Raw genomic sequence first — 22,233 nt, 5'->3', positions numbered from 1 at the left:
TTTTTGAAAAAATTTTTAACAAATAGGAAAAAGGTCTGGAAATATGCTAGAATAGGAGGAAAGCACAGAAAGGAATCAAGAGGCCCTATTTTCAGGAGTCTCCATCTTAGTTTATGAAATTGCAAAAACCTAAAGGAACCCAAGATATTTTGCCGAGAGAGTCGGTCAAGTGGCAGTATGTGGAGGAATTTGCCCGCACCACTTTTGGCAAATACAATTACCAAGAAATCCGAACACCAATGTTTGAGCATTATGAAGTAATCAGTCGCTCTGTTGGAGATACAACCGACATTGTCAGTAAGGAAATGTATGATTTCTATGATAAGGGAGATCGTCATATCACGCTTCGTCCAGAAGGAACAGCTCCCGTAGTCCGCTCTTATGTAGAAAATAAACTTTTTGCGCCTGAGGTACAAAAACCCGTTAAGTTGTACTATATGGGGGCGATGTTTCGCTATGAACGTCCCCAAGCAGGACGGTTGCGTGAGTTTCACCAGATTGGGGTAGAATGCTTTGGATCTAGCAATCCTGCAACAGACGTAGAGACCATTGCAATGGCAGCACAATTTTTTAGGGAGATTGGTATCCAGAATATCACCCTACATTTGAATACCTTGGGAAGTCCAGCGAGCCGTGCAGCCTACCGTGAGGCCTTGATTGCCTACTTGACACCGCTCAAGGAGACCTTGTCAAAAGATAGTCAGCGCCGGTTGGAAGAAAATCCGCTCCGTGTACTGGATAGCAAGGAAAAAGAGGATAAGCTAGCTGTAGCAAATGCACCGTCCATTCTAGACTACTTAGATGAGGAAAGCCGAGAGCATTTTGATAGTGTTCAAAAGATGCTTGCGACCCTAGGAATTGACTATGTGATTGATACCAATATGGTGCGTGGTCTTGATTATTACAACCATACGATTTTTGAATTTATCACAGAGGTATCAGGTAGTGAGTTGACCATCTGTGCCGGTGGGCGCTACGATGGTTTGGTCGAGTATTTTGATGGACCGGCAACACCAGGGTTTGGCTTTGGAATGGGAATCGAGCGACTCCTCTTGGTGCTTGAAGGACAAGGGGTAACGCTGCCAGTAGCAGAGGAGTTGGATGTCTATGTCGCTGTCTTGGGAGAGCAAGTCAATGGTGAGGCTTTAGCCATTGTACAGGCATTACGAAATCAGGGGTTCAAGGCTGAACGTGACTATCTGGGGCGCAAGCTGAAAGCTCAGTTTAAATCTGCTGACCAGCTGAGGGCGACTGCCTTGATTACTCTGGGAGAGAGCGAGTTGGAGCAGGGTCGAGTGACGCTTAAGAACAATCAAACAAGGGAAGAAATACAGGTCTCCCTAGAGCAGATTTTGACGGATTTCGCTCCTGTGTTTGAGAAAGTGACGAAATAATGATAGAGGATCAGGAAATGAAGTAGATTTCCTGATTTTTTATTTGTGAAATAAAAAATTTTTGAGAAAAGATTCACAATCCCGTCAGGGAAAGACTTGTTTTTTGATAGATTTGGGAAATATTTCACAATCTAGCAAGAATAATTTGTGAAATGTTTAACAAATCCTTTACAAGGAGATAAAAAAAGTGTAGAATATATTTGTGAAAAAGTTAACAAATAAATGTTAACAGAAAACAATTTTGGAGGAACCCCAGATGGCTGATAAAAAACAATCACCAGAAGAACAGTTGCAAGCTGCACAAGCACACGTGGACGAATTGGTCCAAAAAGGTCTCGTGGCTCTTGAAGCATTCCGCGCATTAAATCAAGAACAAGTTGATTACATTGTTGCAAAAGCCTCAGTAGCTGCACTTGATGCCCACGGTATTTTGGCAGCACATGCTGTTGAAGAAACTGGTCGTGGTGTGTTTGAGGATAAGGCAACCAAGAATCTTTTTGCATGTGAACACGTTGTCAATAATATGTGTGGTGTCAAGACAGTTGGTATCATCGAAGATGATCCTGTTACAGGTTTGACTAAGATTGCAGAACCAGTCGGTGTCATCTGTGGGGTTACTCCAACGACCAATCCAACTTCAACAGCTATTTTCAAGTCTTTGATTGCTCTTAAAACACGCAATCCAATCGTATTTGGTTTCCACCCTTCTGCACAAGAATCCTCTGCACATGCAGCGAAAATCGTGTATGAGGCAGCTGTGAAGGCAGGTGCACCAAAAGACTGTATCCAGTGGATTTCAAAACCATCGATTGCAGCGACCAATGCCTTGATGAACCACGATGGTATTTCAACAATCTTGGCAACAGGTGGGAATGCCATGGTACGTGCAGCTTACTCATGTGGAAAACCAGCTCTTGGAGTAGGTGCAGGTAACGTTCCTGCCTACATCGAAAAATCAGCAGATATTCGTCAAGCAGCTCATGACATCGTGATGTCTAAATCGTTTGATAACGGTATGGTGTGTGCATCTGAGCAAGCGGTCATTATTGATAAAGAAATCTACAAAGAATTTGTGGAAGAATTTAAGTCTTACCATGTTTACTTCGTCAACAAGAAGGAAAAAGCCCTTCTGGAAGAGTTCTGCTTTGGTGCTAAAGCCAACAGTAAGAACTGTGGTGAAGCAAAATTGAATGCTGACATTGTCGGAAAACCAGCTGCATGGATTGCAGAGCAAGCAGGATTTAAGGTACCAGAAGGAACGAATATCCTTGCTGCAGAAGTTGCAGAAGTAGGACCAAAAGAGCCATTAACACGTGAAAAACTGTCTCCAGTTATCGCTGTACTGCAAGCGGATGATGTGGAAGATGGCCTTAAAAAAGCTCGTCAAATGGTTGAATTTAATGGTCTTGGTCACTCAGCTGCCATCCATACAAAAGACGAGGAACTTGCAAAACGTTTCGGTACTGAGATGAAAGCAATGCGGATTATTTGGAACTCGCCTTCTACATTTGGCGGTATCGGTGATGTTTACAACGCCTTCTTGCCGTCATTGACGCTGGGATGTGGTTCATACGGACGCAATTCAGTTGGTGATAACGTATCAGCTATCAACCTTCTTAACATCAAGAAAGTAGGGAAACGTAGAAATAATATGCAGTGGTTTAAAGTTCCTTCAAAAATCTACTTCGAGCGTAACTCTATTCAATATCTCCAAACTGCTGAAGGTTTGGAACGTGTTATGATCGTTACAGATAAATCAATCGAAAAACTTGGTTTCGTTCAACGTGTTATCGATCAGTTGAACCTGCGTTCTAATCAAGTGACCGTTCAAGTTTTCTCAGATGTTGAGCCAGATCCAGATATTACAACTGTTCGTCGTGGTGCTGAGGTAATGAAAGCATTTGAACCGGATACAGTTATCGCTTTGGGTGGTGGTTCTCCGATGGATGCCGCGAAAATTATGTGGCTCTTCTATGAGCAACCAGAGGTGGACTTCCGTGATTTGGTACAAAAATTCATGGACATCCGTAAGCGTGCCTTCAAATTCCCATCTCTTGGTAAAAAAGCAAAATACATCGGTATTCCAACAACATCTGGTACAGGTTCCGAAGTAACGCCGTTTGCCGTGGTTTCTGACAAGGCAAACAATCGTAAATACCCACTTGCGGATTACTCCTTGACTCCGACCATTGCGATTGTAGATCCAGCCTTGGTAGAGTCAGTTCCTGGCTTTATCGCAGCAGATACTGGTATGGACGTGTTGACGCACGCAACAGAAGCCTACACTTCTAACTTTGCAAATGACTATACAGACGGTATTGCGCTTCAAGCCATCAAACTGGTCTTCCAGTACCTCAAAAAGTCAGTGTTAGAATCCGACCCAGAAGCGCGCGAAAAGATGCACAATGCTTCTACAATGGCTGGTATGGCCTTTGCCAATGCCTTCCTTGGAATGAGCCACTCAATGGCACATAAGATTGGTGGTATTCACCACACTGTCCATGGTCGTACCAATGCTATTCTCTTGCCGTATGTCATTCGTTATAACGGTACTCGTCCAGCTAAAACAACTACTTGGCCTAAGTACAACTACTGGAAAGCGGATGAAAAATTCCAAGACATCGCTCGTATGTTAGGACTTCCTGCTTCAACTCCAGAAGAAGCAATAGACTCATACGCTAAAGCTGTCTATGAACTCGGTGAAGCAGTTGGAATCAAGATGAATTTCAAAGACCAAGGGATCGATGAAAAGGCTTGGAAAGATAGCCTGCATGAAATTGCCCTTCTCGCTTATGAGGATCAATGTTCACCAGCGAACCCTCGTTTGCCAATGGTAGCAGACATGGAAGAAATCTTGGCAGATGCCTACTATGGCTACAAAGAGCGTCCAGGTCGTATCAAATAATTGACCTGTTCCAATAAAATAAGATAAGGAGTGGAGCGAATCGTGATGCTAAAATCTCGATTGGCTCCCTTTTTTTGTTTCGGCTTTAGCCGATTATATAGTATGTTTAGTTTATCTTCTATTACTTATACTCTTTAAAAATCAAAAGGATACGTCGTCAACTTGTCTCGGTGAACAGTTTCAACTGGTCACCGAGAAATAAGAGAGAGACCATAGAAGTTCGGTGAACTGATTCAACTGGTCGCCTAGAAATGCGAAAGTGACCACAGAAGCCCGAGCCTAAAAATTAGACAGCGAGGTTAATCAGGTGTCCGTTTTTTGCTGGCAAGAAAGTAGTTTCAGAAAAAAGGGGCATGGGGTGGAATTTTCGCTTTTTAAAAATGATTATGAAAATATTTTCTTTTTTGATATAAAATGTTGAAAATATTTAAAGAAATGATATACTAAATGTAAAGGCTTACACAAACTGTAGAAAGGATTAAAAATGAGGGTTCCAGCATTACTCGAAGAAATGAAGACCTATCGTGGACGCGATGAGGTACCAGCTGATTTTGATGACTTTTGGAATCAGGCGATTGCAGCCTTAGACTTACCGGTGGCATACCGTTTAATCAAAAAAGAGTTCGGACTGCCGAGTGTCGATTGCTATGAAATTCAATTTAATGGAACAAATGGCGGAAAAATCTATGCTCGAATGGTGTTACCGAAAGGGGCAGAAAAGGTTCCTGTAATCTTCCATTTCCACGGCTATATGGGACGGGGGCTGGACTGGCCTGACATGCTGTCGTATACAACAGCTGGTTACGGCGCGGTTTCCATGGATGTGCGTGGTCAGTCAGGTTATTCGCTGGATGGGGCTAGAAATGTTCGGGGTAATACGGTCAAGGGTCAGATTATCCGCGGTGTCGTTGATAGACCAGACCTGCTCTTTTACAAGGATGTCTACCTAGATGTTTACAGTTTGGTAGAGTTGGTAGCGAGCTTTGACCGTGTCGATGAGACGCGCTTATCCAGTTACGGTGCTTCTCAAGGAGGTGCCTTAGCCCTCGTTGCAGCAGCGCTCAATCCTCGGATTACAAATACTGTTGCCATCTATCCCTTCCTCTGTGATTTTAGACGGGTTTTAGAGATTGGCAACACCAGCGAGGCCTACGATGAGCTGTTTCGTTACTTCAAGTTTCATGATCCCTTTCATGAAACAGAAGAAGAGGTTTTTGCGACCTTGGCCTATATTGATGTAAAGAATCTGGCCCATCGGATCAAGGGCTCTGTCAAGATGATTACGGGGCTAGATGACGATGTTTGCTATCCGATTACTCAATTTGCCATGTATAATCGCTTGGAATGTGAGAAAGAGTATCATCTCATGCCGGAATATGCTCATGAAGGGATGTTTGTCTATACGAACAATAAGGTATTCAACTGGCTCTGTGGCACCCATTTTGAAAGTAGGTCCTTATTTACGGAATTCAAATAAAAGAGCTTCTTTGGAGGAGACGAGACGGAAAGAGGTTTTGTTTTACCACAAAAAGAAAGCGCTTTAAAAGATAGAAAAGGAGGATGATATGGCAAGTCTATCAAAAGATGAACTGATTGCACAGATCAAAGATGGGATTATTGTATCTTGTCAGGCTCTCCCGCACGAACCTCTCTATACAGAAGAAGGGGGAGTGATGCCCTTGCTTGCAAAAGCAGCAGAAGCAGGTGGAGCAGTCGGTATTCGGGCGAATAGTGTAAGGGATATTGAGGAAATTAAACAGGTAACGGATTTGCCAATTATTGGGATTATTAAGCGAGATTATCCACCACAAGAACCCTTTATCACAGCGACCATGAAAGAGGTTGATGAGTTGGCGGCTCTTGACATTGCGGTCATTGCTTTAGACTGTACCAAGCGGGAACGCTACGATGGTTTAGGCATTGCAGACTTTATCGCTCAAGTAAAAGCTAAATATCCAGACCAGCTCTTGATGGCAGATATCAGTACTTATGAAGAAGGACTAACTGCTGTTGAAGCAGGTGTAGACTTTGTCGGTACGACCTTGTCAGGCTACACATCCTACAGCCGTCAGGCAGATGGACCAGACTTGGAATTGATTCAGCAGCTGTGCGAGGCGGGGGTTGATGTTATCGCCGAAGGTAAGATTTACTTCCCAGAAGAGGCGAAAATCATTCATGATTTTGGTGTTCGAGGAATTGTTGTAGGTGGTGCGATTACGCGACCAAAGGAGATTACCCAGCGCTTTGTTGCAGCGGTCAATCCGATAAAATAGGGAACACATGTGAGAGGATGACGAATAGAAATGAGACATCCCATCACTGCAAAGTAACATTTAAAAAGAGGAGTTGACGCTATAGGAAAAAAGAAATAATAGGACACAGTCGTTATTCACTGTCCATAAAAGGACCTAATTAAAAGGAGAAAGAGAATGAAATTAAACAAGTTAATGTGTTCGTTGTTGGCAGGTGCTTCTATTCTATCACTAGCTGCCTGTGGCAATTCTGGTGCTAGTGCTGATAAAAAGGAAGCGGCTGATGGTTCAGCTAAAACAGAGATTACCTGGTGGGCCTTCCCGGTATTTACCCAGGAGAATGCAAGTGATGCAGTAGGAACATATGAAAAATCTATTATTGAAGCCTTTGAGAAAGCAAATCCAGATGTAACAGTCAAGTTAGAAACGATTGACTTCAAGTCTGGTCCAGAAAAGATTGTGACAGCGATTGAAGCAGGTACGGCTCCAGACGTACTCTTTGATGCACCAGGGCGGATTATCCAATACGGTAAAAACGGTAAATTGGCTGATTTAAATGATCTTTTCACCGATGAATTTGTCAAAGATGTAGCTAATGAGAATATTATCAATGCCAGCAAGGCAGGTGATACAGCTTACATGTATCCAATCAGTTCTGCCCCTTTCTACATGGCGATGAATAAGAAGATGTTGGAAGATGCTGGTGTAGCAGATCTTGTCAAAGAGGGTTGGACAACGGCTGATTTTGAAAAAGTATTGAAAGCCTTGAAAGATAAAGGGTATACCCCTGGTTCGCTCTTTGCGAGTGGTCAAGGTGGCGACCAAGGAACTCGTGCCTTTATTGCCAACCTCTATAGTGGTTCAGTAACAGATGAGGCAGTTAGCAAGTATACAACAGACGATGCGAAGTTCATCAAGGGTCTTGAAATGGCTTCTAGCTGGATTCAAGATGGTCTTCTATCAAATGGATCTCAATTTGACGGTGGAGCAGATATTCAAAACTTCGCGAATGGTCAAACTTCCTATACTATCCTCTGGGCACCTGCGCAAAATGGTATTCAAGGCAAACTCTTGGAAGCAAGTAAGGTAGAAGTGGTTGAGGTACCATTCCCATCTGATGAAGGAACCCCTGCCTTGGAATACTTGGTAAATGGTTTTGCCGTATTCAACAACAAAGATGACAAGAAAATTGAAGCGGCTAAGAAATTCGTCAAATTTATCGCAGATGATAAAGAGTGGGGACCAAAGAATGTGCAACGTACAGGTGCTTTCCCAGTTCGTACCTCATTTGGTAAATTGTACGATGACAAACGCATGGAAACAATCAGCTCTTGGACTCAATACTACTCACCATACTACAATACAATTGATGGCTTTGCTGAAATGAGAACACTCTGGTTCCCAATGTTGCAAGCTGTATCAAATGGAGATGAGAAAGCTGACGCTGCTTTGAAGACATTTACTGAAAAGGCAAATGAGACCATTCAAAAAGCAATGAAATAGTCAATCAGATAAGGTCCATGCCTGTCGGATTGATGTGAAGGGATGATGCAAGGGATTTTATTCTGCGCCCTTCTCATCCGGACAATGTATAATCCTCCCCCTTTCTCGTCCATTTTCCTTGAATGAAAAGGGGGATTATTTTATCAAAGCAAGGCGGAAATACCATTGAATATCGGTTTTTATGCCTTCTCATATCTTATATAAGAAGAGGTGTTTAATGTGAAAGTTAATAAAATAAGAATGAGAGAGACAATCATTTCCTATGCATTTTTAGCACCGGTCTTAGTGTTCTTTGCTATATTTGTATTAGCTCCGATGATCATGGGATTTGTTACCAGTTTCTTTGATTATTCGATGACAGCTTTTCAATTTGTTGGCTTAGAGAATTATAAGCGGATGTTTCAGGACCCTATATTTATCAAATCCTTGATAAATACAGTTATTATCGTGATTGGGTCTGTGCCGGTTGTGGTCTTTTTCTCCCTGTTTGTGGCGTCCCAGACCTACAGTCAAAATGTGGTGGCTCGTTCTTTCTATCGTTTCGTCTTTTTCCTTCCAGTTGTTACAGGTAGTGTTGCGGTGACAGTTGTATGGAAATGGATTTATGATCCGTTATCAGGGATTTTGAACTTCGTATTGAAGTCGAGTCACTTGATTGAACAAAATATCAGCTGGCTTGGAGACAAGAACTGGGCCTTGCTGGCTATCATTGTGATTCTTTTGATGACCTCTGTCGGTCAGCCGATTATTCTCTACATTGCTGCCATGGGGAATATTGATAATTCTCTTGTCGAAGCAGCTCGTGTAGACGGTGCAACAGAATTGCAGGTCTTTTGGCAAATCAAATGGCCAAGCCTATTGCCAACGACCCTCTATATTGCCATTATTACAACCATTAACTCTTTCCAATGTTTTGCGCTCATTCAGCTCCTAACATCGGGAGGACCAAACTACTCAACGAGTACCCTTATGTACTATCTGTATGAAAAAGCCTTCCAACTTTCTGAATACGGTTATGCCAATACCATGGGTGTCTTTCTTGCAGTCATGATTGCCCTTATCAGCTTTGCCCAATTCAAGATTCTTGGAAATGATGTGGAATACTAGGAGGAAAAATATGACAAAGAAAAAATTAACTCCATTTACAGTGATTTCAACCATCATTTTGCTCTTATTGACAGTGCTTTTCATCTTCCCATTTTACTGGATTTTGACAGGAGCCTTTAAGTCTCAGCCAGATACGATTGTCATCCCACCCCAGTGGTGGCCTAGCATGCCGACGCTGGAGAATTTTGAACGCTTGATTGTGCAAAATCCAGCCCTTCAATGGATGTGGAACAGTGTCTTTATCTCGCTGGCTACGATGCTTCTGGTCTGTGTGACCTCCTCTCTTGCAGGGTATGTATTGGCTAAGAAACGTTTCTACGGTCAACGGATTCTCTTTGCGCTATTCGTTGCAGCGATGGCCCTACCAAAACAGGTTGTCCTAGTACCCTTGGTACGGATTGTCAATTTCTTGGGTATCCATGATACGCTCGCTGCGGTTATCTTGCCACTTATCGGTTGGCCGTTTGGGGTCTTCCTCATGAAACAATTTAGTGAAAATATTCCAACTGAACTGTTGGAATCTGCTAAAATTGATGGCTGCGGTGAGATTCGGACCTTCTGGAGCGTTGCTTTTCCGATTGTCAAGCCAGGTTTTGCGGCACTCGCAATTTTTACCTTTATCAATTCTTGGAACGACTACTTTATGCAGTTAGTAATGTTGACATCCCGACAAAATCTGACGATCTCACTTGGTGTTGCTACCATGCAAGCCGAAATGGCAACAGATTACGGGCTTATCATGGCAGGAGCCGCAATGGCAGCTGTCCCAATCGTCGCTGTCTTTCTTATCTTCCAAAAATCATTCACCCAAGGAATCACCATGGGAGCTGTAAAAGGTTAGAATGGTGCAGCGCACCATTCTAAGTTGGAGATAGGCAGACCGTAGGTCTGTGTTCGTAACACAGCGGGAGCCTGTTTCAATCGGGCGATAATGCAAACTGAAGGTTTGTCACTTCCCCAGCAGGAGCAGCGTACCATTCTAAGTTGGAGATAGGCAGACCGTAGGTCTGTGTTCGTAACACAGTGGGAGCCTGTTTCAATCGGGCGCTAAGGCAAACTGAATGTTTGTCTCTTTCCCAGTAGGTGCAGTGCACCATTCTAAGTTGGAGATAGGCAGACCGTAGGTCTGTGTTCGTAACGCAGCGGTAGCCTGTTTCAATCGGGAGATAAGGCAAACTGAATGTTTGTCACTTCCCCAGCAGGTGCAGTGCACCATTCTAAGTTGGAGATAGGCAGACCGTAGGTCTGTGTTCGTAACCCAGCGGTAGCCTGTTTCAATCGGGCGATAAGGCAAACTGAATGTTTGTCCCTTCCCCAGCAGGAGCAGCGCACCATTCTAAGTTGGAGATAGGCAGACCGTAGGTCTGTGTTCGTAACACAGTGGGAGCCTGTTTCAATCGTGCGATAAGGCAAACTGAATGTTTGTCCCTTCCCCAGCAGGAGCAGCGCACCATTCTAAGTTGGAGATAGGCAGACCGTAGGTCTGTGTTCGTAACGCAGCGGTAGCCTGTTTCAATCGGGCGATAAGGCAAACTGAATGTTTGTCTCTTCCCCAGTAGGAGCAGCGCACCATTCTAAGTTGGAGATAGTATGGATTTACTTGCTATGTCATTAGGAAAATAAGGAGCGAAAGATGATTGTTGATCGATTGCAGAATCTAGGTCGGTATCGTGGGCTTCATCCGAATCTGGATCAAGCGATTCACTATCTGCTGACACATGATATAGCGAGCGTTGCTATCGGTAAGCATGTGATTGATGAGGATAGGGTATTCTTTTTTGTGCAGGAGAACCAGCTCAATCAAGAACCAGATGACCGTTTTGAATACCACAAGCGATATGCAGACATGCACTTTTTGTTAGAGGGACAAGAATTGATGTACCATGGTCAGAAAGTCAAAGAAGTGATCAAAGAGTACGATATGACGAGCGATATTGGCTTTGTTCGTTGTCATCTGACGACACCGCTTCATCTGACCGAGGATAGGATTGCTGTTTTTTTACCAAATGAGCCACATCAGCCGAATCTCTACGATGGGGCAGGTGAGTGTGTACGGAAATGTGTAGTAAAGGTACTAATAGACTAGAGGGGAGATAGAAAATGAGAAATAGAAGCGCCCAGTTGCTATCCTCCATTTTTAATACAGATAATTGGTTGATGAGAGTCTGTGAAAAAATATTGGATTTGGTCACGGTCAATCTCTTATTTCTACTTTCTTGTTTGCCTATTGTGACGATTGGAATTGCCAAAATTAGTCTTTATCGGACGGTGCGAGACATACGAGTTAATAGAGGGGTACGAGTGGTACATACGTATAGTAGCTCTTTTAAGAGAGAGTGGAGACAAGGACTTGTTTTAGGAAGTATGGAACTATTGGTGAGCGCTATTTGCTTGGTCAACCTCCTGCTCTTGCGTGGGCAGACTGCTCTGATGTTTCAGGGGATGAAGATAGCCGCCATGGGCCTTTTCTTCCTGCTGTTGATGGTTATGCTTTATACCTACCCCTTGGTAGCCCAGTATGAACAAAGTTTACCAGGACACCTACAAACGGCTTTTGTCATAGCAGGACTGAATTTTCTTTGGACATTTGGCATGATTGGTTTCTTTGGCCTGCTTGTCTTTTTATTGCTCGGTTCCAGCTGGACGATTGTCTTTGGAGGAATGTTCTTCTTGTTGATAGGATTTTCCAGCCTAGCCTACGCGCAATGGATTATTCTTGAGCCGATTTTTAGAAAATACGATGGATTGAAATAGAAGAAAGCTAGAATGTATACTCTTTAAACCAAATTAAGCGCACCTTGCCGTACGTCAGTACAGCTTTTGGCTAGCTTCCTAGTTTGCTTTCAGATTTTATTGAGTATGCCTCTAGTTGAATAGTGGAGAAATAAATGAGAAATTTAAAAAAATATCATGGGATCATCCCAGCCTTATATGCGTGTTATGATGAAAATGGAGAAGTCAGTCGCAAGGGTGTACGTAGTTTGACCGACTACTTTATTCAAAAAGGGGTGCAGGGTCTATACGTCAATGGTTCTTCTGGTGAGTGTATCTACCAAAGTGTAGCGGACCGTAAAATAGTTTTAGAAGAAGTCATGGCAGTAGCCAAGGGCAAATTAACCATCATTGCTCATGTGGCCTGCAATAATACCAGAGATAGTATCGAGTTGGCGCGCCATGCTGAAAGCCTCGGGGTAGATGCGATTGCGGCCATTCCCCCTATCTACTTCCGCCTGCCAGAATATGCCGTCGCCCAGTACTGGAACGATATGAGTGCAGCAGCCCCTCATACGGATTTTGTGATTTACAATATTCCCCAGTTGGCAGGTGTGGCCTTGACGCCGAGCCTCTATATGGAAATGTTAAAGAACGAACGGGTCATCGGGGTGAAAAACTCTTCTACGCCTGTGCAGGATATTCAAATCTTTGCAAGTCTCGGTGGTGATGACCACGTGGTGTTCAATGGTCCAGATGAACAATTCTTGGCAGGTCGCCTAATGGGGGCTGTCGGTGGTATTGGTGGTACCTATGGCGCTATGCCAGAACTCTTCCTCAGATTGAATCAGTTGATTGAAGATAAGGACTTGACCACAGCCAAGGAGCTTCAGTTTGCCATCAATGAGATTATCCAGCATTTGACAGCTGCGCGTGCCAATATGTACGCTGTCATCAAGGAAGTCTTGCGGCTGAACGAAGGCTTGGATTTGGGAGGGGTGCGCTCTCCATTGACACCAGTCAGTGAAGAGGATCGAGAAATAGTAGAAGCAGCGGCACGCTTGATTCGAGAAACGAAGGCCCGCTTTTTGGGAGCTAGCTAATACTCTTTAAAAGGTGTTGGCCTACCTGCAGAAAGAGAAGGAGAGGAAAAGCATGAGAAAATATGTTGCCATTGATATTGGTGGTACCAGTATCAAGTATGGTTTACTTGATGAAGAAGAGCGCTTACTCGAACACCATGAAATACCAACAGAGGCTCATCAAGGTGGAGCAGCGATTTTGAAAAAGGTGGCAGGTATTGTCTCACATTATCTAGACAAGGTTAGCCTTTCGGGGGTCTGCCTTTCCTCGGCAGGGATGGTCGACCCTGATAAGGGAGAAATTTTTTATGCTGGACCACAGATTCCCAACTATGCTGGCACCCAATTCAAAAAAGAGTTGGAAGCCCAATTTGGTATCCCTTGTGAAATTGAAAATGATGTGAATTGTGCGGGGCTTGCGGAAGTCATATCAGGCAGTGGGAAGGGGGCAAAGATTGCGGTTTGCTTGACAGTAGGGACAGGAATTGGAGGCTGTCTCGTATTGGAGAATCAAATTTTCCATGGTTTTAGCAATTCAGCCTGTGAAGTGGGCTACCTTCATTTGCCAGATGGCGCTTTCCAAGACGTGGCCTCAACGACTGCCTTGGTTCACTTTGTCGCTGAAGCACATGATGACGACATTGCGGAGTGGAATGGACGACGGATTTTCCGAGAATTGAAAGAAGGGAATCCATTCTGCCAGCAGGGAGTAGACCGCATGGTCCATTATTTGGCAAAAGGGATTGCGAATATCTGCTATGTAATCAACCCAGAGGTTGTCATTCTAGGAGGCGGTATCATGGCGCAGGAAGCGATTCTGAAACCGAAAATCGAAGAGGCATTAAAAGCCCAACTCGTATCGAGTATCGCAGATAAGACCAAGGTCACTTTTGCCCAGCATCAAAATACAGCAGGAATGCTTGGAGCCTACTATCATTTCAAACAAAGATACGAAGGTAGAAAAAAAGCGCCTGAACATAGTTAATACTCTTTAAAAATCAAAAGGATACTTCCTAGTCTACTTTTGATTTTGATTGAGTATAAAGTTAGTTTTCAGCTACTCATCGTTTGTTTTTTTCAAAATACAGTCAGTATTTCCTCAAAAGACAGCCGTGATTAGCGAGAAACTACCCCTTTTATGAAAGCGTTTTAATTACAAATGCAGGTTCTCGATAAAAATGAAAAAGTAAATCGAAAGACCAAGTCTACAGTAGAATGTAAAAAATAAAGGAGTAAATGAAAATGAACCATAAAAAGGAGCAGTTTTTGAACAAATTGTGTCATTATTCTGTTCGGAAAACCAGCCTCGGTGTAGGGTCGGTTTTAATTGGTATTTTTGTGGGAGCCAGCGTGGTTCCTATGCCGCAGGTAGTCGCTGCGGAAGAAGTACGGGTTCATGAGGCAGGGACTGAGGGTCTGGCTCATGAAACACATTTAGAGGAAGAAGCACCTGCAAATAGTCCAGAACGGGTATCTAATCCATCCGTATCAGATCATCCAGCGACTAGCAACGAGACGGAGTCCTCAAATTCAAATCCAGAGCTTGCTCAGCCAGTTGTACCAGAAAATGAAAGCGCTGTCTCTGTTCCGACAGCTGGGGAACAGAATGAATCACAGCCAAATCGAGTATCTGAACAAGGGGCAGGCTCCGATAAGCCGATGACGACTCCTGTAGAAGAAGCTGGAAATCGTCCACTAGCTCCAAATCCGAAAGAGGCTGAAGTAGAACCAACTCCTAGCCATTCAAAGGAGCAGTCCCTTCCTATAGCTGATAGGGCGGCTTCTGACAGTGCTGCTGCTCCGGTAGCGAACGAGGACCCTTTTGCAGGAAATGAGGTGCTCCGTTATGAAGGACTGTCTGTCAATGAGGGGAATGGAAATCGAATTGATATTAGTGGTGATTTAGGAACCTTGCGTACTCTTGAATCGGCAACCCTCTATATGGAGTACAAACAACTAAAGGAAAATCCTGGGTTCTACAATCTATTTTCAGTGTCTAGTTCGACCAATCGCAATGAGTATATTAGTCTATTTGTCTTTGACAATGGTGTCCCAGGGCTAGATGGTCATAATCAAGATACATCTGATTTATTCTACAGCCGAAATTATGTGAAAGGTCCGTTGAAACTAAAACCGCAAGAATGGAATGCGGTTGCTGTGACGATTGACCCAGCGACCAATAAGGTGCGTATGTATGTCAATGGGGTGTTAAATCGAACAGAAGCCCTGTCGAATGTCCGTTTTGTCAAAGATCTCCAGACCGCAGATAAGGTCCAGTTCGGTGCTACATCGCGGGGGACCAGTGGCAATCACTGGGGAAGTATCTTTGATATCCGCAATTTTACGGTCTATAATCGGGTCTTAAGTCCAGAAGAAATCGCAACACGTTCTGAACTGTTTAGTCGCTCCTCTCTTCCTGAAGAATCGACCACTGAGGGGCTGTCCGATCCGATCAAGGTGATGGCTTCAGGCTCACATGGAGGAAAAAATTTAGAAAATGTGGGCTACTATCGTATTCCTTCGCTATTGGTAACAGATAAGGGGACCCTTATTGCAGGGGCAGATGAGCGCCATGACACCTATAGTGACTGGGGCAATATTGATATGATTGTCAAACGAAGCACGGATGGCGGAAAGACATGGTCAAGAACGATTAAAATGCTCGATCTACAGACCAATCCAAATGCTGCGAATAAGGCGACAGGAACGGTTATGTCTATCGACATGGCGTTGGTACAGGATCCAGCCACTAAGAGGATTTTTTCTGTCTATGATGTTTTTCCAGAAATGCAAGGAGCCTTTGGTCTACCGAATGCACCACAAGAGCGCTATACAGAAATTGATGGTCAGCATTATCTAAATCTATTCAAGGAAGGAGAAGAGAGGCCTTACACTCTCCGCAATGGTAAGGTCTATGACCCAAATGGTCAGGAAACAGACTATAGGGTTGTGACTGAGAGCAAGACAGCTCCTTATAGAGAAATTGGGGATATTTATAAGGGAGAAGAAAAACTCGGTAATGTTTACTTCCAGACCAATAGTGGCAGTCCGTTTCGTGTCGCTAAAATGAACTATCTCTGGATGTCTTACAGCGATGATGATGGTCAGACCTGGTCTTCTCCTAGAGATATTACGCCAACGATTTCTAAATCTTGGATGAAGTTTCATGGGGTAGGTCCTGGTTCAGGTATCGTTCTTCATACAGGAGAACATGCGGGGCGTATTGTGATTCCGACCTACACGACGAACTTTACTTCCCATTTTAGCGGTTCTCAGTCCTCACGGGTTATTTATTCAGATGACCATGGCGAAACATGGCATCTTGGAAAAGCGGTGAATGACGGTCGTACTTTAGCAGACGGGACAGTCCTTCAAGCGGAAACGATGAATCACTCCAATCAGCAAAATACAGAGGCGAGCCTTGTCCAACTCAATAATGGTCATTTGCTAATCTTTATGCGTAATCTCAGTGGCAAGGTACAGATGGCTCGTAGTAGAGATGGTGGGGCGACTTGGCTGGATGGTCTGACGAAGTTTGAAGATGTCAATGATGTCTATGTGCAACTATCTGCGACCCATACGGTTCAAGACGGTCAAGAATATGTTATCTTGGTCAATGCAGATGGTTCGGGTCGGAATAACGGAAAAATCCGATTGGCTAGAGTAGAAGCGGATGGTTCCTTGACTTGGATAAAGCACAAGGAATTACAGTCTGGTAAATTCGCCTATAATTCCGTCAAACAGATTTCAGATAAGGAGTTCGGGGTTCTCTATGAGCATTCGGCTGGCAATGAGAATGACTATAATATTGTCTTTAGAAAATTTACATGGGACTATCTCTTGGATGAATCCAAGGTGACCATTACCGAAATTGAAAAGGTGAGCGATGAGGTGGTTCGGATTCGTTTAAGCCATCCAGTCTTAGCTGTTGGTCAACCAAATCTCACCCTATCAAATGGGAACAAGGCTCAATTCCTCACCCAGTCCGATCGCACGAACCTCTACTATAGTATCACTGCGGCAGAAGACTGGGGGAGTGAGATAACAGGGGTTGTAGATGGTGAGATTGTTCAGCTTAATCATCTTCCTGTGGAGATAGCTGGTCGCTTGGATCCGAAAAGAAGAGAAGAGACTCAGCCACCAGTTAGTGATATTCGTTTTGAAGAAAAATACGGTTCACGAATCAGTGAGGTTTTTGATACCGCTACTGAAGGAAATTCCTGGGTATTTGTGGGCGGTAAGAATGTTCAAAGTCGCTTTGATCAACAAGCAGGCATTCGAAACTTTGTTGGTCAATTTGAAGAGTATATCCGCTGGACAAAGAGTGCGAATGAGAATGGTCGTGAACGCTATGTCATCAATGCGGCTAAGGCAGGTAAGGACATAGCAGCGATTGATGAACAGTTTGAGAGCTTGGTGACAGCCTATAATCCACGTGTCGTTGACTACATGCTGGGAGAAGAGGACTATCAAAAAGGAGTAGACTATCTGGCTACCTTCAAAGAGAAACTACGTTCATTTATTGAAAAAGGGCTTGCTCTAAGAGAAGATGATGGTTTTGTAGTACTACAGTCGCCCCATGCCTTTAAGGATGTGTCTAAAAACGATCAAATAGCTCTGTATACGCAGGCGATGAAGGAAGTTCTCGCAGACTACTATACTGATCCACGTAGAAATCGTCTTGTGTTTGCTGACCACTACTACCATACGAATACGCCTGGATTCAAGGAAAACTTCCTGCAAGAAGATGCCTTGACGCCAAGAGGTGAAGGAGAGCTAGCTAGGCAGTTAAGCTACTTCACGATTAAGCGTACGGATGCCTTTCCTACATCCGAAGCGGACTTTAATTTACAGCCGATTCCACAAGCTAAGTCCTACCTGGATCTGGCGCCAGTTGCTAGGTATCAGAATGGTCAGTTAGAGGTAACTGTACCGGAGGTGGACGGTGTGACGGAGTGGAGCTACACCCTACTGGTTGGTGCAAGGCAGATTGCTGACAAGGGATTAGGAAACCAATTTACGATTACGGGCTTGGAAGATGGACAAACGTATGAATTGATTGTGAAAAGTGCAGATGGTAGCAAGCAGTTAGCTGTCGTTGGAGGAACTTTAGTTGACCAAGAAGCAGCTGATAAGGTTTCATGGGCAAATGAACAGAATCAAGATATTCAAGATAAGTTGGCAGGTACGAAGCCTTTGACATGGTTGTTTATGGGGGATTCCATTACACATGGGGCTTTGTGGACAAAAGGATATGACAGTGTCCCACAATTATTTGAGAAATATCTGTTACAAGATTTGCATCGCGAGAATGACGTCGTCATCAACACAGCCGTATCGGGAGCTACTAGTGAGGATACTGTTCGTCGCTTAGAAAGCCGTTTGGAGCAATACCAACCGGATGTCGTCGTTGTGATGTTGGGAGCAAATGACAGCCTGACGGTTACTCCAGAGAAGTTTAAGGAAAACTTGCAGACAATCGTGAATAGGGCGAAACTTAAAAATGCCAGTGTTATCTTTAGGACGCCAACACCAACGAAAATTACTGCACGTTCTGCGAATCTTCCAGCTTTAATTGAGAAGATGAGGGAAGTAGCAGAGGAAAATCGAATCCTCTTGGTTGATCAATATACGCCTCTAAATGACCTTCTGACTAGTACACCATACCTATGGGAACCTAAGTATACTTACATGGCAGACAGTCCAGCCCTGCATCCAGGAGCAAATGGTCAGGCTTATCTGAATAGTTTGCTGATCGGGGCTATCGGTAATGTTCCTTATGCTAGCAGTCTTGGTAACCTAGCCTATCAGGTGGACAGGGTCGAGCATTATCATAGTCATAAGCCGGAGTTTGTCTTGCACAAGGACCGAGTTGAAGTTGACTTGGATAAGATAGCAGAGGCAATAGGGCTGCCTCTAGCCGATATTCTCGTGTCTGTTCATAAAGATGGAAGCGATAAGGTTGTAGAGGTAGGAGGCATTGCTGGCAAGGTTTCCTCAGGGCGTTTGGACGAGGGGAGCGATTACTATCTTGTGGTAAGAGCAAGAGAGTCAAATACTCCTATCACCCATCTACTGCGACGAAACTACTTCAGTTTAGGAGATAAGTTGGCAGAAAACGTACCGACTCTAGAGCGTCTCATTGACGATGAACTGCTCCGTCATACCTTGCTGGATACAGGGGTAGAGTATACAGCTCCGACAGTAGAGCGGTATAAGAATGCTCTAGCAGCCCTCCGTTTAGCCAAGGCGGATCAGTTGCCAAAAGAAGAAGTAGAAGCCTTGATTCAAGAGGTTTACCAAGCACGGGATGCCTTGATGGAAAAGAGAAACAAGCTGGGTGTAGGCGATTTTGCAGATATGGCAGCAGCTGCCCAACCTGGCGAAGAGATTGCTAGAGCCTTCGATAATAGTTCAGATAGTTTGTGGCATTCTCCTTGGAGTGGCAATTTCCGGAATCAAAAGATTCAGCTCCGTTTACAGGCGCCTGTGGAGTTAACTCATTTTGAATACGTTCCGCGACAAAGTGGTTCAAATGGACGCTTTAAATCTGGAATTTTAAAAGTGACGGATACAGCAGGTCAGGTTCATGAGTTTCCATTTAGTAACTGGGCAGATACGAGCGATACGAAGGTAATTCGTTTCCCAGAGGGGCTAGTAGCAACTGCTTTGGAGCTGATTATGAATGAATCCCATGGTTCACCAGCCAATCAATTTGGATCAGCAGCAGAGCTTCGCTTTGTATCGAAAGTCTATCCAGATCCTGTTTTAGATGAAGAACCGTATCAAACAGCCTTAGCAAATGTTAAGAAGAGAAAGAGTGACGAAGCCAAGCGGGGAATTGCGATGGTGGAAGCTCTTCATTACGAATTGGCTACCCATCACTTGTTAACAGACACGGTGTTAGCGAATCTCATCGAACGATTGAATGCTGTTCGATCAGATCCAATCATGGATTGGTTTGCAGATGAGCATGGTGACTTGGATAAGGATGGCGATATTGATGAGGAGGATGTTCGTGCTTGGTTACGAGATGAAACGAAGCCTTTAGGACCGCATGCTAAAGAAACGGCTCAAACACATGTCCTTTCCTTTGAAACTATTCGTCGAGAGAATGCTGAGCTGCCACTTGGGACGGAGCGAGTGATTCAGGTGGGCAGACAAGGAGAGCGGGTGGTTAAGATTCGCACCCTTAAGCTAGCGGATCGTGAGTTGGAAGAGATTGCTTCAGATATGGTGACTCTCCCTGCACTTGCAGAAATTATCGAAGTAGGAACCAAGGAAATTGCGCCGACCATCTCTTATCGAGAGGAAAAGCAAATTATAGAAGTTCCGTTTGAAATTTTGCGTAAAATCCATCCAGATTTACCTCAAGGGGTGGAGCGTGTGATTCAAACAGGAGAAGTGGGAGAAAAAATCGTCACGATTAGAATTACAACCGTGGATGGAGTCGAGCAGAGAGAGATTATCTCAGAAGAGGATATTAAGATTGTTCGACACCAAATTGTCGAAGTTGGTAGCAAGCGACAACCAGACATGAATTTACTGTCAACGAAAGAGGTTCCGACTAAGGATATGCAAGATCCGGCGCCAGCCCTCATTTCAAAGGAGCAAGTTCCTGTTAAGGATAAACAATTACCAAGGACTGCTGGTAAATCAGGAGTTAACGGAGGTATCTGGGGGACTGTTTGCCTTGGGCGCTTCCTATGGTCTGGTCAAAACTTCCAAGAGAAAGAAACGGTAGTTTTAGGGGCATCGTAAGATAGTCGATAAGGTCAGACCCGTATTGGCTACTCACATTCAGAACGTTTTTATTGAGTATTTGCTACTGAATGGCTAGCAGGACTCCTTATTCAGTAGAGTGTTCTGGGGATTTTGAGAGAGTTGGACATTCTTCATTTGCACAGCTAATACTACATGTACTTATAATCCCTGTCAGTTATCGGAGGTCAGGAAAGAGATGATTGTATCGCACCGAGCGTCATTATCTCTTTTCTGAACTTTTAGTCCGAACTCAATTACACAAGATACAAAGCCTGTGTTCATTTCCCCGGACTCTTAACCAAGTATCTTTTTGGTGTGTAAAGAGTATGAGTATAGGTGGGAGGGGAAGGCTGGTAGGGAGAGAATCACTTGAAGCTGATTGTTATATAGTGGAGAGTTGTCCGTATTTCTACTTGAAAAAATAGAGAACGAGATAGAAAAAAGAAAGGAAAGAGCGATGGTATCATTGGAGAAAAATGTGATTCCGACAATAGAAGCAGTTTATAGTAATTTTACGCACATTGAGCGCAAGATTGCCGATTATTTTCTCTCAGAAGCTGTTGAGACGGATGATTTATCTGCTAAAGCGGTGTCTGAAAAGCTCTATGTTTCTCTACCGTCTCTGACGCGCTTTTCCCAGAAATGTGGTTTTACAGGCTATCGGCAGTTTGTCTATGCTTTTCAAGAAGTCAGTGCTAGTGCAGATTCGTCCCACGTTAATCGCAATTTGACCAGGCATGTCTTGTCAGACTACGGTGAACTTCTGAATAAGACCTATTCGCTCATTGATGAAGAGCAATTTGTTCGTGTTGGGCATCTTTTAAACAATGCCAAACGGGTCTATATCTATGGTCAGGGAAGTTCTGGATTGGTGGCACGTGAGATTGAATTTCGTTTTATGCGACTCGGTATGGCCTGTAAGGCAGTGACGGATGACCACATGATTCGGATGAACCATGTAACCTTAAATGAGGAGTGTCTCGTTATTGGCATTTCTGTGTCGGGTGAATCCTTGAGTATTATCAATGCCGTTCGAGACGCGCGTGCTACAGGAGCTAGCACGGTCCTCTTGACATCTAAAAATCGGCAGGAGTTACGGGATACTTGCGATGAGTTGGTACTCGTAGCCATCAAGAAAAATCTTGCCCAAGGTACGATTATATCCCCTCAATTTCCGGTGCTTGTTGTCATTGATATTTTCTATGCCTACTATATTGATTTGGACCGAGACGCTCGTCATCAATTATTCACCAATACGCTGTCAGCCTTGCAAGTAATGGAAGAACGAGACGAAGATGGGGATTGAAACAGTTCGGTGAACTGTTTCAACTGGTCACCTAGAAATACGAGAGTGACCACAGAAGTTCGGTGAACTGTTTCAACTGGTCACCTAGAAATACGAGAGTGACCACAGAAGTTCGGTGAACTGTTTCAACTGGTCACCTAGAAATACGAGAGTGACCACAGAAGTTCGGTGAACTGTTTCAACTGGTCACCTAGAAATACGAGAGTGA

13 protein-coding genes are annotated in these 22,233 nt (G+C 44.0%); all 13 read left to right on the top strand.

Going from position 1 to position 22,233, the window contains the following annotated elements; all coding sequences use genetic code 11:
• Window positions 1-113 precede the first annotated feature (113 nt).
• The 13 genes from hisS to BVE84_RS00695 all read left to right on the top strand — a co-directional run bounded on the left by hisS (window position 114) and on the right by BVE84_RS00695 (window position 22,025).
• Window positions 114-1,394 carry a histidine--tRNA ligase gene (hisS, locus tag BVE84_RS00755; RefSeq protein ID WP_076995182.1) on the top strand — a complete coding sequence of 427 codons (1,281 nt, stop codon included), beginning with the start codon at window positions 114-116 and terminating at the stop codon, window positions 1,392-1,394.
• 256 nt (window positions 1,395-1,650) lie between these two features.
• Complete coding sequence (gene adhE, locus BVE84_RS00750) at window positions 1,651-4,299, top strand: bifunctional acetaldehyde-CoA/alcohol dehydrogenase (protein WP_076995181.1); 2,649 nt, start codon at window positions 1,651-1,653, stop codon at window positions 4,297-4,299.
• Between the two features lie 484 nt (window positions 4,300-4,783).
• A complete protein-coding gene (locus BVE84_RS00745; protein ID WP_076995180.1) occupies window positions 4,784-5,776 on the top strand; it encodes an acetylxylan esterase in 993 nt (330 codons plus the stop codon).
• Window positions 5,777-5,864: 88 nt separating this feature from the next.
• A complete protein-coding gene (locus tag BVE84_RS00740) occupies window positions 5,865-6,572 on the top strand; it encodes an N-acetylmannosamine-6-phosphate 2-epimerase (protein WP_076995179.1) in 708 nt (235 codons plus the stop codon).
• Between the two features lie 156 nt (window positions 6,573-6,728).
• Window positions 6,729-8,054 carry an ABC transporter substrate-binding protein gene (locus tag BVE84_RS00735; protein WP_076995178.1) on the top strand — a complete coding sequence of 442 codons (1,326 nt, stop codon included), beginning with the start codon at window positions 6,729-6,731 and terminating at the stop codon, window positions 8,052-8,054.
• 219 nt (window positions 8,055-8,273) lie between these two features.
• Window positions 8,274-9,161, top strand: coding sequence for a carbohydrate ABC transporter permease (locus tag BVE84_RS00730; RefSeq protein WP_076995177.1), 888 nt, complete (start codon window positions 8,274-8,276; stop codon window positions 9,159-9,161).
• Between the two features lie 10 nt (window positions 9,162-9,171).
• The gene (locus BVE84_RS00725; RefSeq protein ID WP_076995176.1) at window positions 9,172-10,002 is read left to right on the top strand and encodes a carbohydrate ABC transporter permease; all 831 of its coding nucleotides are present in this window, start codon (window positions 9,172-9,174) and stop codon (window positions 10,000-10,002) included.
• Between the two features lie 792 nt (window positions 10,003-10,794).
• Window positions 10,795-11,247 carry a NanQ anomerase/TabA/YiaL family protein gene (locus BVE84_RS00720; RefSeq protein ID WP_076995175.1) on the top strand — a complete coding sequence of 151 codons (453 nt, stop codon included), beginning with the start codon at window positions 10,795-10,797 and terminating at the stop codon, window positions 11,245-11,247.
• A gap of 14 nt (window positions 11,248-11,261) precedes the next feature.
• Window positions 11,262-11,915 (top strand): YesL family protein, encoded by a 654-nt coding sequence (locus BVE84_RS00715; protein ID WP_076995174.1) that lies wholly within the window; start codon window positions 11,262-11,264, stop codon window positions 11,913-11,915.
• A 134-nt stretch (window positions 11,916-12,049) separates the two neighbouring features.
• Complete coding sequence (locus tag BVE84_RS00710; protein ID WP_076995173.1) at window positions 12,050-12,976, top strand: dihydrodipicolinate synthase family protein; 927 nt, start codon at window positions 12,050-12,052, stop codon at window positions 12,974-12,976.
• A 52-nt stretch (window positions 12,977-13,028) separates the two neighbouring features.
• Window positions 13,029-13,940, top strand: a complete 912-nt coding sequence (locus BVE84_RS00705) for an ROK family protein (protein ID WP_076995172.1) — start codon at window positions 13,029-13,031, stop codon at window positions 13,938-13,940.
• A 257-nt stretch (window positions 13,941-14,197) separates the two neighbouring features.
• A complete protein-coding gene (locus BVE84_RS00700) occupies window positions 14,198-20,716 on the top strand; it encodes a sialidase domain-containing protein (protein WP_076995171.1) in 6,519 nt (2,172 codons plus the stop codon).
• A 460-nt stretch (window positions 20,717-21,176) separates the two neighbouring features.
• On the top strand, window positions 21,177-22,025 hold the full coding sequence (locus tag BVE84_RS00695; RefSeq protein ID WP_076995170.1) for a MurR/RpiR family transcriptional regulator: 849 nt from the start codon (window positions 21,177-21,179) through the stop codon (window positions 22,023-22,025).
• The last annotated feature ends 208 nt before the right edge of the window (window positions 22,026-22,233 follow it).

The organism is Streptococcus azizii (assembly GCF_001984715.1).
GTDB classification, from domain to species: domain Bacteria; phylum Bacillota; class Bacilli; order Lactobacillales; family Streptococcaceae; genus Streptococcus; species Streptococcus azizii.
This window is presented reverse-complemented; position numbering and strand designations above follow the sequence as displayed.

Excerpts from the sequence above, each read along its gene's own strand:
- hisS (WP_076995182.1), top strand. The coding sequence starts at position 114 with ATGAAATTGCAAAAACCTAAAGGAACCCAAGATATTTTGCCGAGAGAG.
- adhE (WP_076995181.1), top strand. The coding sequence starts at position 1,651 with ATGGCTGATAAAAAACAATCACCAGAAGAACAGTTGCAAGCTGCACAA.
- BVE84_RS00745 (WP_076995180.1), top strand. The coding sequence starts at position 4,784 with ATGAGGGTTCCAGCATTACTCGAAGAAATGAAGACCTATCGTGGACGC.
- BVE84_RS00740 (WP_076995179.1), top strand. The coding sequence starts at position 5,865 with ATGGCAAGTCTATCAAAAGATGAACTGATTGCACAGATCAAAGATGGG.
- BVE84_RS00735 (WP_076995178.1), top strand. The coding sequence starts at position 6,729 with ATGAAATTAAACAAGTTAATGTGTTCGTTGTTGGCAGGTGCTTCTATT.
- BVE84_RS00725 (WP_076995176.1), top strand. The coding sequence starts at position 9,172 with ATGACAAAGAAAAAATTAACTCCATTTACAGTGATTTCAACCATCATT.
- BVE84_RS00720 (WP_076995175.1), top strand. The coding sequence starts at position 10,795 with ATGATTGTTGATCGATTGCAGAATCTAGGTCGGTATCGTGGGCTTCAT.
- BVE84_RS00715 (WP_076995174.1), top strand. The coding sequence starts at position 11,262 with ATGAGAAATAGAAGCGCCCAGTTGCTATCCTCCATTTTTAATACAGAT.
- BVE84_RS00710 (WP_076995173.1), top strand. The coding sequence starts at position 12,050 with ATGAGAAATTTAAAAAAATATCATGGGATCATCCCAGCCTTATATGCG.
- BVE84_RS00705 (WP_076995172.1), top strand. The coding sequence starts at position 13,029 with ATGAGAAAATATGTTGCCATTGATATTGGTGGTACCAGTATCAAGTAT.
- BVE84_RS00700 (WP_076995171.1), top strand. The coding sequence starts at position 14,198 with ATGAACCATAAAAAGGAGCAGTTTTTGAACAAATTGTGTCATTATTCT.
- BVE84_RS00695 (WP_076995170.1), top strand. The coding sequence starts at position 21,177 with ATGGTATCATTGGAGAAAAATGTGATTCCGACAATAGAAGCAGTTTAT.